Source organism: Streptomyces sp. NPDC093018 (assembly GCF_040684035.1).
Lineage (GTDB): Bacteria > Actinomycetota > Actinomycetes > Streptomycetales > Streptomycetaceae > Streptomyces > Streptomyces murinus.
Window position 1 is genome coordinate 256754 of sequence record NZ_JBFBFF010000012.1, and the last position, 14945, is coordinate 271698.

Here is a 14945-nt window from a genome sequence, read left to right on the forward strand (position 1 = left end):
CTTCGGCGCACCCGGCGCTTCCTCGTCGTCACCCTCATCACTGGAGTCCCGCGATGGCCACTCCCCTGTCCGACACCCCTCTGTCCCTCAAGAAGATCGCCGTCGTCGGCCTCGGCACGATGGGCACCGGCATCACCGAGGTCCTCGTGCAGGCCGGTCGCGAGGTCGTCGGCATCGACGTCGACGAGGCCCAGGCCGCCCGCGCGCTGGCCGCCCTGGAGACCTCCACCGCCCGCTCCGTCGAGCGCGGCCGGCTGACCGACGCCGAGCGCACGGCCGCCCTCGCCCGGCTGCGCACCGCCACCGACCTGACCGCGGCGGCCGACGCCGACCTGGTGATCGAGGTGGTCCCGGAGTCGTACGAGATCAAGCACCAGATCTTCCGCGAACTGGACGGCGTCGTCCGCCCGGAGACCATCCTCGCCACCGGCACCAACGCGCTGTCGGTGACCCGGCTCGCCGCCGACTCGGCCCGCCCCGAGCGCGTCCTCGGCCTGCACTTCTTCAACCCGGCCCCGGCGATGAAGCTGGTCGAGGTCGTCTCCTCGGTGCTGACCGCGCCGCAGGTCGTCGCCGCCGTCACGGACCTCGCGCTCGAACTGGGCAAGGAGCCCGTCGCGGTCGGCGACCGCCCCGGCTTCGTCGCCGACGGCCTGCTGTTCGGCTACCTCAACCAGGCCGCGGCGATGTACGAGGCCCGCTACGCCTCCCGCGAGGACATCGACGCGGCGATGCGGCTGGGCTGCGGTCTGCCGATGGGCCCGCTGGCGCTGCTCGACCTGATCGGCATCGACACCGCGCGCACCGTCCTGGACGCCATGTACGCCGAGTCCCGCGACCGGCTGCACGCCCCCGCCCCGATCCTCAAGCAGCTCAGCGAGGCGGGCCTGACCGGCCGCAAGTCCGGGCGCGGCTTCTACACCTACGAGGCGCCGGGCAGCGCCGTCGTGGTGCCGGACCCGCTGACCCCGGCGGCGGACGGGGCCGGCGTCGCGGGCCGCGAGGTCCGCTCGGTGGGCGTCGCCGGCTCCGGCACCATGGCCTCCGGCATCGCCGAGGTGTTCGCCAAGGCGGGATACGACGTCGTCCTGGCCGCGCGCAGCGAGGAGAAGGCCGAGGCGGCCAAGGCCCGGATCGGCAAGTCGCTGGCGCGCTCCGTGGACAAGGGCCGGCTGACCGCCGAGGCCGCCGCCCAGACCCTGGAGCGGATCACCCCGGCCGGCTCCTACGACGCGTTCGCGGACGTCGACCTGGCCGTCGAGGCGGTCGCCGAGGACCTGGAGGTCAAGCGGCAGCTCTTCCAGGCGCTGGACAAGGTCTGCAAGCCCGGCGCGGTGCTCGCCACCACGACCTCCTCGCTGCCCGTCGTCGCCTGCGCCCGCGCCACCTCGCGCCCGCAGGACGTGATCGGCATGCACTTCTTCAACCCGGCCCCGGCCATGAAGCTGGTCGAGGTCGTGCGCACGGTGCTGACCGCCGACGAGGTGCACGCCACCGTCCGCGAGGTCTGCCGTACGGTCCGCAAGCACGCGGTGGACTGCGGCGACCGGGCCGGCTTCATCGTCAACGCGCTGCTGTTCCCGTATCTGAACAACGCGGTGAAGATGGTCGAGGAGCACTACGCGACGCTGGACGACATCGACGCGGCGATGCGGCTCGGCGGCGGCTACCCGATGGGCCCGTTCGAACTGCTGGACGTGGTCGGTCTGGACGTCTCGCTGGCCATCGAGAAGGTGCTGCACCGCGAGTTCCGCGACCCCGGTCTCGCCCCGGCGCCGCTCCTGGAGCACCTGGTGGCCGCGGGCTGCCTCGGCCGCAAGACCGGCCGCGGCTTCCGCGAGTATGCCCGCCGCTGACGGCGTCGGCGACTGGTCCTTCGCGGCGACGGACGCGGAGACGGACTGGGGCGGGCTGCTCGACCCCGCCATGGCTCCCCCGCCAGGCCCTTCGGGGCCTGGCGGGGCAAACCGGACTCCCGCACATGGCAGCGCGTCCATGCAGTACGTTCGGGTCATGTCCCAGCCCGCCAAGTCCTCACGTACACCAGCTACGCCCGACGCGCCGGAAAGTGCCGCAGGCAGTCGCGCCGCCGCCCAGCGGCTCAAGATGCGCCGAGAACTGGCGGCCGCAGCCATGGAGCTGTTCGCGACCAAGGGCTACGAGGCCACCACCGTCGACGAGATCGCGGCGGCGGCCGGGGTCGCCCGCCGCACCTTCTTCCGCCACTTCCGCTCCAAGGAAGAGGCGATCTTCCCGGACCACGACGACACCCTGGTCCGCGCCGAGGCGGTCCTCAACGCCGCCCCCGCGCACGAGCACCCCCTCGACACGGTGTGCCGGGGCATCAAAGAGGTCATGCGGATGTACGCGGCGCACCCGGACATCTCCGTGGCCCGCTACCGGCTGACGCGCGAGGTGCCCACCCTGCGCGAGGCCGAGATCGCCTCCGTCGCCCGCTACGAGCGCCTGTTCACCCGCTATCTGCTCGGCCACTTCGACGAGCGCGCGCACGCGGACGACGCCAACGACGACCCGCTGCTGGCCGAGGTCGCCGCCTCCGCCGTCGTCACCGCGCACAACCATGTGCTGCGGCGCTGGCTGCGCGCGGAGGGCCGGGGCGATGTGGAGGCGCAGCTCGACCACGCGTTCGCGATCGTGCGCAAGACCTTCGGCACCGGCATCGGCGCCGGACGGAGCACGGCCGCCCGGCCGGCCGCCACCGCCCCGGCGACGGTCTCCCCGCACGGCGAGGTGCTCGTCACCGTCGCCCGTACCGACGCCCCCCTCGAAGAGGTCATGCGCACCATCGAGGAGGCGCTGAAGGAGCGCTGAACCCGCTCTGTCCTTGTGATGACGGCCACCCTTCGGGGTGGCCGTTTTGCCATGTCAGGGGCCCTTTTCCGGCGGATTTCAAAGGCCGTTCGATCGATCATCGCTCATTTGTTACGTAAAGATTTCATCTGAGAGGAACTTCTGGCACTCAGTGCCTTGTCACCTGACACGCGGTGTCATACGTTGAAGAGGTCCGGGCGGCCGGCGAGCAGCGACCATTCGTTCGCCGGCTGTCCCCGAGGGCCTTATGGCCCGCGCGCCCGGACGCCTGCGTCACAGGCAACCTCCCGCGCCACAAAGCGCTGCCGAAGCACCACCGAGCCGAACCGACGGCCCTTTTCACCACACCCTCAGCAGCACGCACCACAGCACCGACGAACCCTCAAGCGCCCCTCCCTCAGGGCGCTCACCGCCGGAGGCAATACCGTGACCGTGAAGGACATCCTCGACGCGATCCAGTCGAAGGACGCCACGTCCGCCGACTTCGCCGCACTGCCGATCCCCGAGTCCTACCGGGCGATCACCGTGCACAAGGACGAGACGGAGATGTTCGCGGGTCTGCAGACCCGTGACAAGGACCCGCGCAAGTCGATCCACCTGGACGACGTCCCCGTGCCCGAGCTCGGACCGGGCGAGGCCCTGGTGGCCGTGATGGCCTCCTCGGTCAACTACAACTCGGTGTGGACCTCGATCTTCGAGCCGCTGTCCACGTTCGGGTTCCTGGAGCGCTACGGCCGCACCAACGAGCTGGCCAAGCGGCACGACCTGCCGTACCACATCATCGGCTCCGACCTCGCTGGCGTCGTCCTGCGCACCGGCCCCGGCGTCAACGCCTGGAAGCCCGGCGACGAGGTCGTGGCCCACTGCCTCTCCGTCGAGCTGGAGTCCTCCGACGGCCACAACGACACGATGCTCGACCCCGAGCAGCGCATCTGGGGCTTCGAGACCAACTTCGGCGGCCTCGCCGAGATCGCCCTGGTCAAGTCCAACCAGCTGATGCCCAAGCCCGGCCACCTCAGCTGGGAGGAGGCCGCCGCCCCCGGTCTGGTCAACTCCACCGCCTACCGGCAGCTGGTGTCCCGCAACGGCGCCGGCATGAAGCAGGGCGACAACGTCCTCATCTGGGGCGCGAGCGGCGGACTCGGCTCGTACGCCACGCAGTTCGCGCTGGCCGGCGGCGCCAACCCGATCTGCGTCGTCTCCAGCGACCAGAAGGCGGACATCTGCCGGTCGATGGGCGCCGAGGCGATCATCGACCGCAGCGCCGAGGGCTACAAGTTCTGGAAGGACGAGACCACCCAGGACCCCAAGGAGTGGAAGCGCTTCGGCAAGCGCATCCGCGAGCTCACCGGCGGCGAGGACATCGACATCGTCTTCGAGCACCCCGGCCGCGAGACCTTCGGCGCCAGCGTCTTCGTCACCCGCAAGGGCGGCACCATCACCACCTGCGCCTCGACCTCGGGCTATATGCACGAGTACGACAACCGCTACCTGTGGATGTCCCTGAAGCGGATCATCGGCTCGCACTTCGCCAACTACCGCGAGGCCTGGGAGGCCAACCGCCTCATCGCCAAGGGCAAGATCCACCCGACCCTGTCGAAGGTGTACTCCCTGGAGGACACCGGCCAGGCCGCCTACGACGTCCACCGCAACCTGCACCAGGGCAAGGTCGGCGTCCTGTGCCTCGCGCCCGAGGAAGGCCTCGGCGTGCGCGACGAGGAACTGCGGGCCGAGCACATCGACGCCATCAACCGATTCCGGAACATCTGAGAGCCGTAGATGACTGAGCGTCAGAAAGATCGTCCGTGGCTGATGCGGACGTACGCCGGCCACTCGACGGCCGAGGCGTCCAACGAGCTGTACCGGCGCAATCTCGCCAAGGGCCAGACGGGTCTGTCGGTGGCGTTCGACCTGCCGACGCAGACCGGCTACGACGCCGACCACATCCTCGCCCGCGGCGAGGTCGGCCGGGTGGGCGTGCCCGTCTCGCACGTCGGTGACATGCGCCGGCTGTTCCAGGACATCCCCCTGGAGCAGATGAACACCTCGATGACGATCAACGCCACCGCCATGTGGCTGCTGGCGCTCTACCAGGTCGTCGCCGAGGAGCAGGGCGCGGACATCACCAAGCTCCAGGGCACGACCCAGAACGACATCGTCAAGGAGTACCTGTCCCGCGGCACGCACGTCTTCCCGCCGGGACCCTCGCTCCGCCTGACGACGGACATGATCGCGTACACGGTCTCCCACATCCCGAAGTGGAACCCGATCAACATCTGCAGCTACCACCTGCAGGAGGCCGGGGCCACGCCGGTGCAGGAGATCGCGTACGCGATGTCCACCGCGATCGCCGTGCTGGACGCCGTGCGCGACAGCGGCCAGGTGCCGCAGGAGCGCATGGGTGACGTGGTCGCGCGCATCTCCTTCTTCGTGAACGCGGGCGTCCGCTTCGTCGAGGAGATGTGCAAGATGCGGGCGTTCGGCCGCATCTGGGACCAGGTCACCCGCGAGCGGTACGGCATCGAGAACCCCAAGCAGCGCCGCTTCCGCTACGGCGTCCAGGTCAACTCCCTCGGCCTGACCGAGGCGCAGCCGGAGAACAACGTCCAGCGGATCGTCCTGGAGATGCTGGCCGTGACGCTGTCCAAGGACGCCCGCGCGCGTGCCGTCCAGCTCCCGGCCTGGAACGAGGCGCTCGGCCTGCCCCGCCCCTGGGACCAGCAGTGGAGCCTGCGCATCCAGCAGGTGCTCGCCTACGAGAGCGACCTGCTGGAGTACGAGGACATCTTCGACGGCTCGAAGGTGATCGAGGCCAAGGTGGCGCAGCTGGTCACCGACTCCCTCGCGGAGATGGCGCGGATCGAGGAGATGGGCGGCGCGATGGCCGCCGTCGAGTCCGGCTATCTGAAGTCCCAGCTGGTCTCCTCGCACGCCGAGCGCCGGGCCCGGATCGAGTCCGGCGACGAGAAGATCATCGGCGTCAACGCGTTCGAGGGCACCGAGCCCAATCCGCTCACCGCCGACCTGGACACCGCGATCCAGACGGTGGACCCGGCGGTCGAGGCCCAGGTCATCTCCTCGCTCCAGCGGTGGCGGGACACCCGCTACCAGCCGCCGTTCAACCACCCGCGCCCCTGCAAGGCGCTGGAGCGGCTGAAGGAGGCCGCCCGCGGTACCGGCAATCTGATGGAGGCCACCCTGGAGTGCGCCCGCGCCGGGGCCACGACCGGCGAGTGGGCGGGGGCGCTGCGCGAGGTGTTCGGCGAGTACCGGGCGCCCACCGGGGTCTCCTCCGCGCCGGTGGCCGTCCCCGTCGAGGCCGGTTCGGCGCTCGCCGAGGTCCGCGCCAAGGTGGACGCCACCGCCCGCGACCTGGGCGTCGGCAAGCTGCGTTTCCTGGTCGGCAAGCCGGGCCTCGACGGGCACTCCAACGGCGCCGAGCAGATCGCCGTGCGCGCCCGCGACGCCGGCTTCGAGGTGGTCTACCAGGGCATCCGGCTCACCCCGGAGCAGATCGTGGACGCGGCGCTCGCCGAGGACGTGCACGCGGTCGGCCTGTCGATCCTGTCCGGCTCGCACGCCCAGCTGGTCCCTGACGTGCTTCAGCGGCTGCGTGTGGCGGGTGCCACAGATATTCCGGTGATCGCAGGTGGCATCATCCCGAACGGTGACGCCGAGCAGCTCAGGGCCGCCGGAGTGGCCGCCGTCTTCACCCCGAAGGACTTCGACATCACCGGGATCATCGGCCGCATCGTCGACGAGATCCGGACCGCGAACAAGCTCGACCCCCTGGAGGTCCCCGCATGACCGCCCCCGTCAACCGTCTCCGCCCGCGGCGTTCGTGTCTCGCCGTGCCCGGCTCGAACCCGCGCTTCCTGGAGAAGGCGCAGGGCCTGCCGGCGGACCAGGTCTTCCTGGACCTGGAGGACGCGTGCGCCCCGCTCGCCAAGCCCGAGGCGCGGCACACCATCGTCAAGTTCCTCAACGAGGGCGACTGGACGGGCAAGACGCGGGTGGTCCGCGTCAACGACTGGACGACCGAGTGGACGTACCGCGATGTCGTGACGGTCGTCGAGGGAGCCGGTCCGAACCTCGACTGCATCATGCTGCCGAAGGTGCAGAACGCCGAGCAGATCGTGGCGCTCGACCTGCTGCTCACCCAGATCGAGAAGACGATGGGCTTCGAGGTCGGCCGGATCGGCATCGAGGCGCAGATCGAGAACGCGCAGGGCCTGAACAACGTCAACGCGATCGCGGGGGCCTCCCCGCGCATCGAGACCATCATCTTCGGCCCGGCCGACTTCATGGCCTCCATCAACATGAAGTCCCTGGTCGTGGGCGAGCAGCCGCCCGGCTACCCGGCGGACGCCTACCACTACATCCTGATGAAGATCCTGATGGCCGCCCGCGCCAACGACCTCCAGGCGATCGACGGCCCCTACCTCCAGATCCGCAACGTCGACGGCTACCGCGCCGTCGCGCAGCGCGCCGCGGCCCTCGGCTTCGACGGCAAGTGGGTGCTGCACCCGGGCCAGGTCGAGGCCTCCAACGAGATCTTCTCGCCCTCCCAGGAGGACTACGACCACGCCGAGCTGATCCTGGACGCGTACGACTACTACACGTCCGAGGCCGGCGGCAAGAAGGGCTCCGCGATGCTCGGCGACGAGATGATCGACGAGGCCAGCCGCAAGATGGCCCTGGTCATCTCCGGCAAGGGACGCGCGGCCGGCATGCGCCGCACCACCGAGTTCGAGATCCCGGAGGCCTGAGCGCGATGCAGTTCGGACGCACCTACGAGGAGTTCGAGGTCGGGGCGACGTACAAGCACTGGCCGGGCAAGACGGTCACGGAGTACGACGACCATCTGTTCTGTCTCCTCACCATGAACCACCACCCGCTCCACATGGACACCAACTACGCGGAGAAGACGACGGACTTCGGCAAGAACGTCGTCGTCGGGAACTACATCTACTCGCTGCTGCTCGGCATGTCGGTGCCGGACATCTCCGGCAAGGCGATCGCCAACCTGGAGATCGAGTCGCTCAAGCACGTGGCGCCGACCTTCCACGGCGACACGATCTACGGCCAGACGACCGTGCTGGACAAGTGGCCGTCGAAGTCGAAGAACGACCGCGGCATCGTCTACGTCGAGACCAAGGGCTACAAGCAGGACGGCACCCTGGTGTGCGTCTTCCGCCGCAAGGTGATGGTGCCGACCGAGACGTACATCAAGGAGCGCGGCGGCGAGCAGCCGGGCCGCCCGGAACTCAAGCAGCAGGAGAACTAGGACATGGCCCGTCTCGCCCAGACCGCCGGTCTGACCGACGTCCAGCAGGAGATCCTCTCCACCGTCCGGGACTTCGTCGACAAGGAGATCATCCCGGTCGCCACCGAGCTGGAGCACCGCGACGAGTACCCGCAGCAGATCGTGGACGGCCTCAAGGAGCTGGGCCTGTTCGGTCTGATGATCCCCGAGGAGTACGGGGGTCTGGGCGAGTCGCTGCTCACCTACGCGCTGTGCGTGGAGGAGATCGCCCGCGGCTGGATGTCGGTGTCCGGCATCATCAACACCCACTTCATCGTCGCGTACATGCTCAAGCAGCACGGCACGCAGGAGCAGAAGGACCACTTCCTGCCGCGGATGGCGGCCGGTGACATCCGGGGCGCCTTCTCGATGTCCGAGCCGGCGCTCGGCTCCGATGTGTCGGCGATCAGCTCCAAGGCCGTCAAGGACGGCGACGAGTACGTCCTGACCGGCCAGAAGATGTGGCTGACCAACGGCGGCACGTCGTCCCTGGTGGCCGTCCTGGTGCGCAGCGACGAGGGCCACCCGGAGGGCACGGCCCCGCACAAGTCCATGACCACCTTCCTGGTCGAGAAGGAGCCGGGCTTCGGCGAGGTCCGCCCGGGCCTCACCATCCCCGGCAAGATCGAGAAGATGGGCTACAAGGGCGTCGACACCACCGAGCTGATCATGGACGGGCTGCGCATCCCGGCCGATCGGGTGCTCGGCGGCGTCACCGGCCGAGGTTTTTACCAAATGATGGACGGCGTGGAGGTCGGCCGGGTCAATGTCGCGGCCCGCGGCTGCGGCGTCGCCCAGCGCGCCTTCGAGCTGGGTGTGCGGTACGCCCAGCAGCGGCACACCTTCGGCAAGGCGATCGCCCAGCACCAGGCCATCCAGTTCAAGCTGGCCGAGATGGCGACCAAGGTCGAGGCCGCCCACGCGATGATGGTCAACGCGGCGCGCAAAAAGGACTCCGGGCAGCGTAACGACCTGGAGGCCGGCATGGCGAAGTACCTCGCCTCCGAGTACTGCAAGGAGGTCGTGGAGGACGCCTTCCGCATCCACGGCGGGTACGGTTTCTCCAAGGAGTACGAGATCGAGCGCCTGTATCGTGAGGCGCCGATGCTGCTCATCGGTGAAGGTACCGCCGAGATCCAGAAAATGATCATCGGCCGCAGGTTGCTCGAAGAGTATCGGTTCCAGGGCTGATTGTCCGCATACGGGGTGTTTTCTTCGAGGGGAAGATCACACCCCGTAGAGGTTGTTCAGCCGGTCTTCGGCCGCCGACTCGGCTTCCTGGCTTGCCCAGTTGTGGCCCGCGACCGGTACGATCCCCGGAAAGCCGCCGTCCCCCGTCTTGCGCGGCATCATCCGCTACGAAGGTCATCCATGCCCCACAGCCAAACCTCTGCACCTCGCGACAGCCGAGCCGGCGTACGCCTCGCGCGCGGAGCATCGCCGTGGCTTCTCCCGACCGTCGCCACCGCAGCCCTCAGCCTGGCCCGCGCCCGCCGCTCGGGTGCCGCCAAGGCCGTCGCCGTGCCCGCCACCGCGCTCGCGGCGGGCATGCTGTGGTTCTTCCGCGACCCCGAGCGAGAGATCACCCAGGGCCGGGTCATCTCCCCGGCCGACGGTGTGGTGCAGAGCATCATGCCGTGGAAGGACGGTCGCACCCGCGTCGCCATCTTCATGAGCCCGCTCAATGTTCATGTCAACCGCGCGCCGCTCGCGGGCACGGTGACCTCGGTCGAGCACATCCCCGGCGGCTTTGTTCCGGCTTTCAACAAGGAGAGCGAGAACAACGAGCGCGTAGTCTGGCATTTCGACACCGAACTCGGCGACATCGAGATGATCCAGATCGCCGGCGCGGTGGCCCGCCGCATCGTGCCCTACCTCCCGTCGGGCACGAAGGTCGAGCAGGGCGACCGTATCGGTCTGATCCGCTTCGGCTCGCGTGTCGATCTCTACCTGCCCGAGGGCGTGGAGGTGGCGGTCGAGGTCGGACAGAAGACCGTGGCTGGGGTGACTCGCATTGACCGTGATTGATCCGGAGACCCAGGCGAACTGGGTGCCCGAGGCCGACGAGGTGGACGAAGAGGAGGAGATGCCGCTCTCGCTCCGCCTGTCGATAGCGGACACCCTCACGCTCGGTAACGCCACGTGCGGGTTCATGGCGGTGTACTTCACCACCACCGGCATCCTGATCCCGCACCTCACCGGCAGCCAGGAGTCCGGCATGGCCCGCCACAGCGCGGCCACGACGGTCATCCTGATGCTCTGCGCGGCGGTGTTCGACCTCTTCGACGGTCTGGTGGCGCGCAAGCTGCGGTCCTCGCCGATGGGTGCGGAGCTGGACAACCTCTCCGACCTGATCAGCTTCGGCCTCGCGCCGGCGTACTTCGTCCTCGTCTACGGCATGGTCGCGGACGACGCGCATCAGAGAGTGGCGGCGCTCGGGGCAATCGTGGTGCTCCTGGCCGTCGTCCTGCGGCTCGCCCGCTTCTCGTGCGTGACGGTGAAGGACGGCGTGTTCCAGGGCATGCCCTCGCCGTTCGGTGCGCTCACCGTCGTCTCGATCGTGCTCCTGGAGCTGCCGTTCGTGGCGACGCTGCTGGCGATCGTCGGTACGGCGTGGCTGATGGTGAGCCGGGTGGAGTACCCGAAGCCGCGGGGGCGGCTGGCCGGGGCGATGCTGTCCTGGATCGTCCTGTCCATGGGACTGCTGGCGGCCTGGGCGTTCGACGCTCCGGGCGGTCAGCTGCTCCTGCAGACGGGGTGTGCGCTCCAGCTGGTCATGGGCGCGGTGATCCCGCTGTTCGCCACGGCGCGGCGGGTGAACAACTTCCGTGACAACCGGCGGGAGGCGCGGGCGGCGCAGTTGCCGTGACGGCGTCTTGACGAAGGGCCCCGAATCCAGGGTTGGCTGGATTCGGGGCCCTTGTCTTTTTCGGGGCTGAGCCCCCAGGGGGTCAGGTCAGCAGGTCCTCCGCGATGCGGGACGCGACCCGTTCCAGGATCGGCCCTGCGTCCGCGATGCAGCGGGCGATGTCGGGCTCGACGGACGTCAGGGGGTAGGCGCGGCTGATCCCGGCCGACCGCAGCGCACGGTCCTCCAGTGCGAGCCGTCCGCACACCGCCACGACCTCCTTGCCCGCAGCCCGCGCCGCCGCCGCCACCCCCGCCGGGGCCTTGCCGTGCAGCGTCTGCTCGTCCAGGGAGCCCTCGCCGGTGATCACCAGGGACGCCCGGGACAGCGCGGGAGCGAAGCCGAGGACGTCGAGCATGATCTCGATCCCGGGCCGGAACCGCGCGCCGAGCAGCAGCGCGCCGTAGCCGATGCCGCCCGCCGCCCCCGCGCCCGGCGCCGCCGCGTACTCCACCGCCCGCGCCCCGACCGAGGCCTCCAGCACCGCCACGTAGTGTCCGAGCGCCGCGTCCAGGGCCCGTACGTCCTCCGGCGAGGCCCCCTTCTGCGGGCCGTACACCGCGGGCGCGCCCTTCGGCCCGGTCAGCGGGTTGTCGACGTCGCTGGCGAGCACCAGGGAGACCGAGGCCAGCCGGGGGTCGAGACCGGAGAGGTCGGCGCGGGCCAGACCGGCCAGACCGCCGCCCCCCGGCGGCACCGGCTCCCCGTCCTCTCCCACGAACCGCGCGCCGAGCGCCGCCAGCATTCCGGCGCCGCCGTCCGTCGTGGCGCTGCCGCCGACGCCGAACACGATCGTCCGCGCGCCCGCGTCCAGCGCGGCCCGCAGCAGCTCGCCGGAGCCGTACGTGGAGGCCGTCAGCGGTGCGAAGACCCCGGCCGGCAGCCGGTGCAGCCCGCTCGCCTCGGCCATCTCCACCACCGCGGTGCCGTCGCGCAGCGCGAACGCCGCCGTCACCGTCTCCCCCAGCGGCCCGGCCACCCGCACCTCGCGGCGCTCGAAGCCGGCCGCGGCCGCCGCGGCCACGGTCCCGTCCCCGCCGTCCGCGACGGGCAGCGCCTCGACCGCCAGGTCCGGCAGCACCCGGCGCAGCCCGGCCGTCACCCGCTCGGCGACCTGCACGGCCGTCAGCGAGCCCTTGAACTTGTCCGCGGCGATGAGTACCCGACGGCTCTCACCCACAGCTTCCGCCACCTTGCCATCCCCTTGCTCTCCGGGCCCCGCACGCGGCGGGACCGGTCGCGCCGCTGTGACCCTAACCTCGCCGCCCCCTCGCCGTCATGCCCCGACCACGGGCTGAGCAGGCCGGGGGCGGGAATCAGGAGCAGGTCCGGGGAAAACGGGTAGGCCCCTGGCATGAGCAGCGAGCACCCCGCGCCCACCGATCTCGCCGACCGGATCCACGGCGGCTGGCTCGGCCGGATCGCGGGCAACATGCTCGGCAAGCCGGTCGAGCAGGGCGAGGTGTGGACCCGGGCGCGCATCGACCGGTATCTCGGCGGCTGTGGCGCGCTGCCGCTCACCGACTACCTGCCCGAGCCCGCCGACCCGGCCGACACCGCCGTACTGCGCCCCGAGTGGCGATCCTGCGTCCGGGGCCGGATCCACGGCAGCTGCCGCGACGACGACGTGGACTACACGATCCTCGGACTGCACCTGCTGGAGAGCCGCGGCTTCGGCTTCAGCACCGAGGACGTCGGCGAGCTGTGGCTGCTGCGGCTGCCGTACCTCCAGACCTTCACCGCGGAACGGGCGGCCTACCGCAACCTCGCGAACGGGCTGCGGCCGCCGCTGACGGCGACGTACGACAACCCGTACCAGGAGTGGATCGGCGCCCTCATCCGCGCGGACGTCTTCGGCTGGGTCTGCCCCGGCGACCCCGGGCGCGCGGCCGGTCTGGCGCGCCGGGACGCCGTGCTGTCGCACACGGGCAACGGTGTCTACGGCGCCATGTTCGCGGCCGCGCTGATCGCCGCGGCCTTCACCGCGCCGACCGTGCGGGCCGCGCTGGAGAGCGCGCTCGGCGCGATCCCGGCGAGCAGCCGCCTCGCCCGTACGGTGCGCCGCGTCATGTCGCTGCACGAGGCCGGCCTCGACTGGGCGGACACCGTGGACACCGCGACCGGGGAGAGTCCCGGGGGGTGGATCCACACGGTGCCGAACGCGGCCGTCCTCACCGCGGGGCTGCTGTACGGCGACGACGACTTCACCCGCACCCTCGCGCTGACCGTGCGCGGCGGTCTCGACACCGACTCGAACGGGGCGACGGCGGGCTCGGTGGCCGGGGTCCGCACCGGCGCCGCGGCCCTGCCCGGCCACTGGAAGGATCCGCTCGAAGACACGGTCCGCAGCGCGGTGTCCGGGTTCGACGGGGTGCGGATCAGTGCGCTGGCCGAACGCACCGTGCGCCTGGCGCACGGCGGTTCACGGTCCGGCCCGGCTGGATACCCTTCCCCCCATGACCTCCACCGCTGACTACGCCGCGTACATCGCCTCACTGCCCCGGGTGCTCGCCGGGGCCGCCGCGCTCTTCCGGGACGAAGAGGGCCGGGTGCTGCTGGTCGAGCCCAACTACCGCGAGGGTTGGGGGCTTCCGGGCGGCACGGTGGAGTCGGACAGCGGGGAGACGCCCCGGCAGGGGGCCCGGCGGGAGACGCTGGAGGAGATCGGGCTCGACCGGACGCTCGGGCGGCTGCTCGCCGTGGACTGGGTGCCGGGGACGGGGCGGCCGCCGCTGGTGGCGTACGTGTACGACGGCGGGGTGCTCACCGACGAGGAGCTGGGCGCGATCCGGCTCCAGGAGGCGGAACTGCTGTCCTGGCGGCTGGTGCCGCGCGCGGAACTCGCCGGGCATCTCCCCGGCGCGCTCGGCCGCCGCGTCCTCGCCGCCCTGGACGCCCTCACGGACGGCTCGGGACCGGCCGAGCTGGAGAACGGCCACCGGGCGGACTGACCGCACGGCCGCACCGCCGCCGCGCGCATATCCATTCGCCCCTCCCCGCCCCGCGCCCTACCCTCGGGCCCATGGGCAAGCCTCTCGTGGTCATTCTCAGTGGCGCAGGTATCTCCACCGATTCCGGGATCCCCGACTACCGGGGCCCGAACGGGCTGTGGCGGCGCGATCCGGAGGCCGAGAAGCTCGTGACCTACGAGTACTACATGGGCGACCCGGAGATCCGCCGACGCTCCTGGCGGATGCGCCGGGAGAACGGCGCTCTGCGGGCCGAACCCAACGCCGCGCACCGGGCCGTCGCCGAACTGGAGCGCTCCGGGGTACCGGTCCGGGTGATCACGCAGAACGTGGACGGGCTGCACCAGCTCGCCGGGACGTCCGCCCGCAAGGTGCTCGAACTGCACGGCACCGCCCGGGAGTTCCTCTGCACCCTGTGCCACACGCGCGGCCCGATGGAGGACGCCCTGGAGCGCCTGGCCGCCGGTGAGGACGATCCCCGGTGCCGGGAGTGCGGCGGCATCCTGAAGTCCGCCACCGTGATGTTCGGCGAACGCCTCGACCCGATGGTCCTCGGCCAAGCCGTGGCCGTCACCAAGGCCTGCCAGGTGTTCATCGCCGTCGGCAGCAGCCTCCAGGTCCAGCCCGCCGCCGGCCTCGCGGGCCTCGCCGCCGACCACGGCGCCCGCCTGATCATCGTCAACGCCGAACCCACGCCGTACGACGACCGGGCCGACGAGGTGATCCGCGATCCCATCGGCACCGCGCTGCCCCGGCTGCTGGCCGCCCTGGCCGCGTAGTACGCCTCCATCTGCTCCCGGCTCGGGCGGGCGGTGCCGCCAAGCGTCAGGTACAGACGTAGGGACCGTCGGTCTCGGTGTGGCAGATCATCGTGGAACCCACTTACACAGGAAGGAAGTTGATCGGGTGGCTGTCGGTCGCCCACAGATAC

General features: G+C 70.6%; 14 protein-coding genes. 12 read left to right on the forward strand and 2 right to left on the reverse strand.

All coding sequences use genetic code 11. The features are described 5' to 3' along the window. Positions 1-53: 53 nt before the first annotated feature. The 7 genes from AB0N90_RS25860 to AB0N90_RS25890 all read left to right on the forward strand — a co-directional run bounded on the left by AB0N90_RS25860 (position 54) and on the right by AB0N90_RS25890 (position 9328). Positions 54-1856: a 3-hydroxybutyryl-CoA dehydrogenase gene (locus tag AB0N90_RS25860; protein WP_365200437.1), complete on the forward strand. Its 1803-nt coding sequence runs from the start codon at positions 54-56 to the stop codon at positions 1854-1856. A 157-nt stretch (positions 1857-2013) separates the two neighbouring features. Beyond that, complete coding sequence (locus AB0N90_RS25865; protein WP_365200439.1) at positions 2014-2832, forward strand: TetR family transcriptional regulator; 819 nt, start codon at positions 2014-2016, stop codon at positions 2830-2832. A 432-nt stretch (positions 2833-3264) separates the two neighbouring features. Beyond that, positions 3265-4602, forward strand: coding sequence for a crotonyl-CoA carboxylase/reductase (gene ccrA / locus AB0N90_RS25870; protein ID WP_365200473.1), 1338 nt, complete (start codon positions 3265-3267; stop codon positions 4600-4602). Positions 4603-4611: 9 nt separating this feature from the next. Next, the gene (locus AB0N90_RS25875) at positions 4612-6639 is read left to right on the forward strand and encodes a protein meaA (protein WP_361675183.1); all 2028 of its coding nucleotides are present in this window, start codon (positions 4612-4614) and stop codon (positions 6637-6639) included. Beyond that, positions 6636-7601 carry a CoA ester lyase gene (locus AB0N90_RS25880; RefSeq protein WP_361675180.1) on the forward strand — a complete coding sequence of 322 codons (966 nt, stop codon included), beginning with the start codon at positions 6636-6638 and terminating at the stop codon, positions 7599-7601. Before AB0N90_RS25875 ends, AB0N90_RS25880 begins: the two co-directional genes overlap by 4 nt. Before the next feature lie 5 nt (positions 7602-7606). After that, the gene (locus tag AB0N90_RS25885; RefSeq protein WP_361675177.1) at positions 7607-8119 is read left to right on the forward strand and encodes a MaoC family dehydratase; all 513 of its coding nucleotides are present in this window, start codon (positions 7607-7609) and stop codon (positions 8117-8119) included. A 3-nt stretch (positions 8120-8122) separates the two neighbouring features. Continuing rightward, positions 8123-9328: an acyl-CoA dehydrogenase family protein gene (locus tag AB0N90_RS25890; RefSeq protein ID WP_136102991.1), complete on the forward strand. Its 1206-nt coding sequence runs from the start codon at positions 8123-8125 to the stop codon at positions 9326-9328. A gap of 36 nt (positions 9329-9364) precedes the next feature. Here the strand turns inward: AB0N90_RS25890 and AB0N90_RS25895 are convergent, their stop codons facing one another. Beyond that, entirely contained in the window at positions 9365-9490 is a 126-nt protein-coding gene (locus AB0N90_RS25895) for a hypothetical protein (RefSeq protein WP_256638473.1), read from the reverse strand. A gap of 18 nt (positions 9491-9508) precedes the next feature. Here AB0N90_RS25895 and AB0N90_RS25900 point away from each other — a divergent pair, with 18 nt between their 5' ends. Then, positions 9509-10165: a phosphatidylserine decarboxylase gene (locus tag AB0N90_RS25900; RefSeq protein ID WP_078967312.1), complete on the forward strand. Its 657-nt coding sequence runs from the start codon at positions 9509-9511 to the stop codon at positions 10163-10165. Positions 10166-10187: 22 nt separating this feature from the next. Continuing rightward, positions 10188-11006 (forward strand): CDP-diacylglycerol--serine O-phosphatidyltransferase, encoded by an 819-nt coding sequence (pssA, locus tag AB0N90_RS25905; protein ID WP_361675980.1) that lies wholly within the window; start codon positions 10188-10190, stop codon positions 11004-11006. A gap of 82 nt (positions 11007-11088) precedes the next feature. Here the strand turns inward: pssA and AB0N90_RS25910 are convergent, their stop codons facing one another. Further along, positions 11089-12225 carry a glycerate kinase gene (locus AB0N90_RS25910; RefSeq protein WP_365200444.1) on the reverse strand — a complete coding sequence of 379 codons (1137 nt, stop codon included), beginning with the start codon at positions 12223-12225 and terminating at the stop codon, positions 11089-11091. Between the two features lie 174 nt (positions 12226-12399). Between AB0N90_RS25910 and AB0N90_RS25915 the strand changes: the two genes are divergently transcribed. From AB0N90_RS25915 to AB0N90_RS25925, 3 genes are all read left to right on the forward strand, one after another. Then, complete coding sequence (locus tag AB0N90_RS25915; RefSeq protein ID WP_365200447.1) at positions 12400-13518, forward strand: ADP-ribosylglycohydrolase family protein; 1119 nt, start codon at positions 12400-12402, stop codon at positions 13516-13518. Further along, positions 13502-13996 (forward strand): NUDIX hydrolase, encoded by a 495-nt coding sequence (locus AB0N90_RS25920; protein ID WP_365200449.1) that lies wholly within the window; start codon positions 13502-13504, stop codon positions 13994-13996. Before AB0N90_RS25915 ends, AB0N90_RS25920 begins: the two co-directional genes overlap by 17 nt. A gap of 71 nt (positions 13997-14067) precedes the next feature. Next, positions 14068-14793, forward strand: coding sequence for a Sir2 family NAD-dependent protein deacetylase (locus AB0N90_RS25925; protein WP_365200451.1), 726 nt, complete (start codon positions 14068-14070; stop codon positions 14791-14793). The last annotated feature ends 152 nt before the right edge of the window (positions 14794-14945 follow it).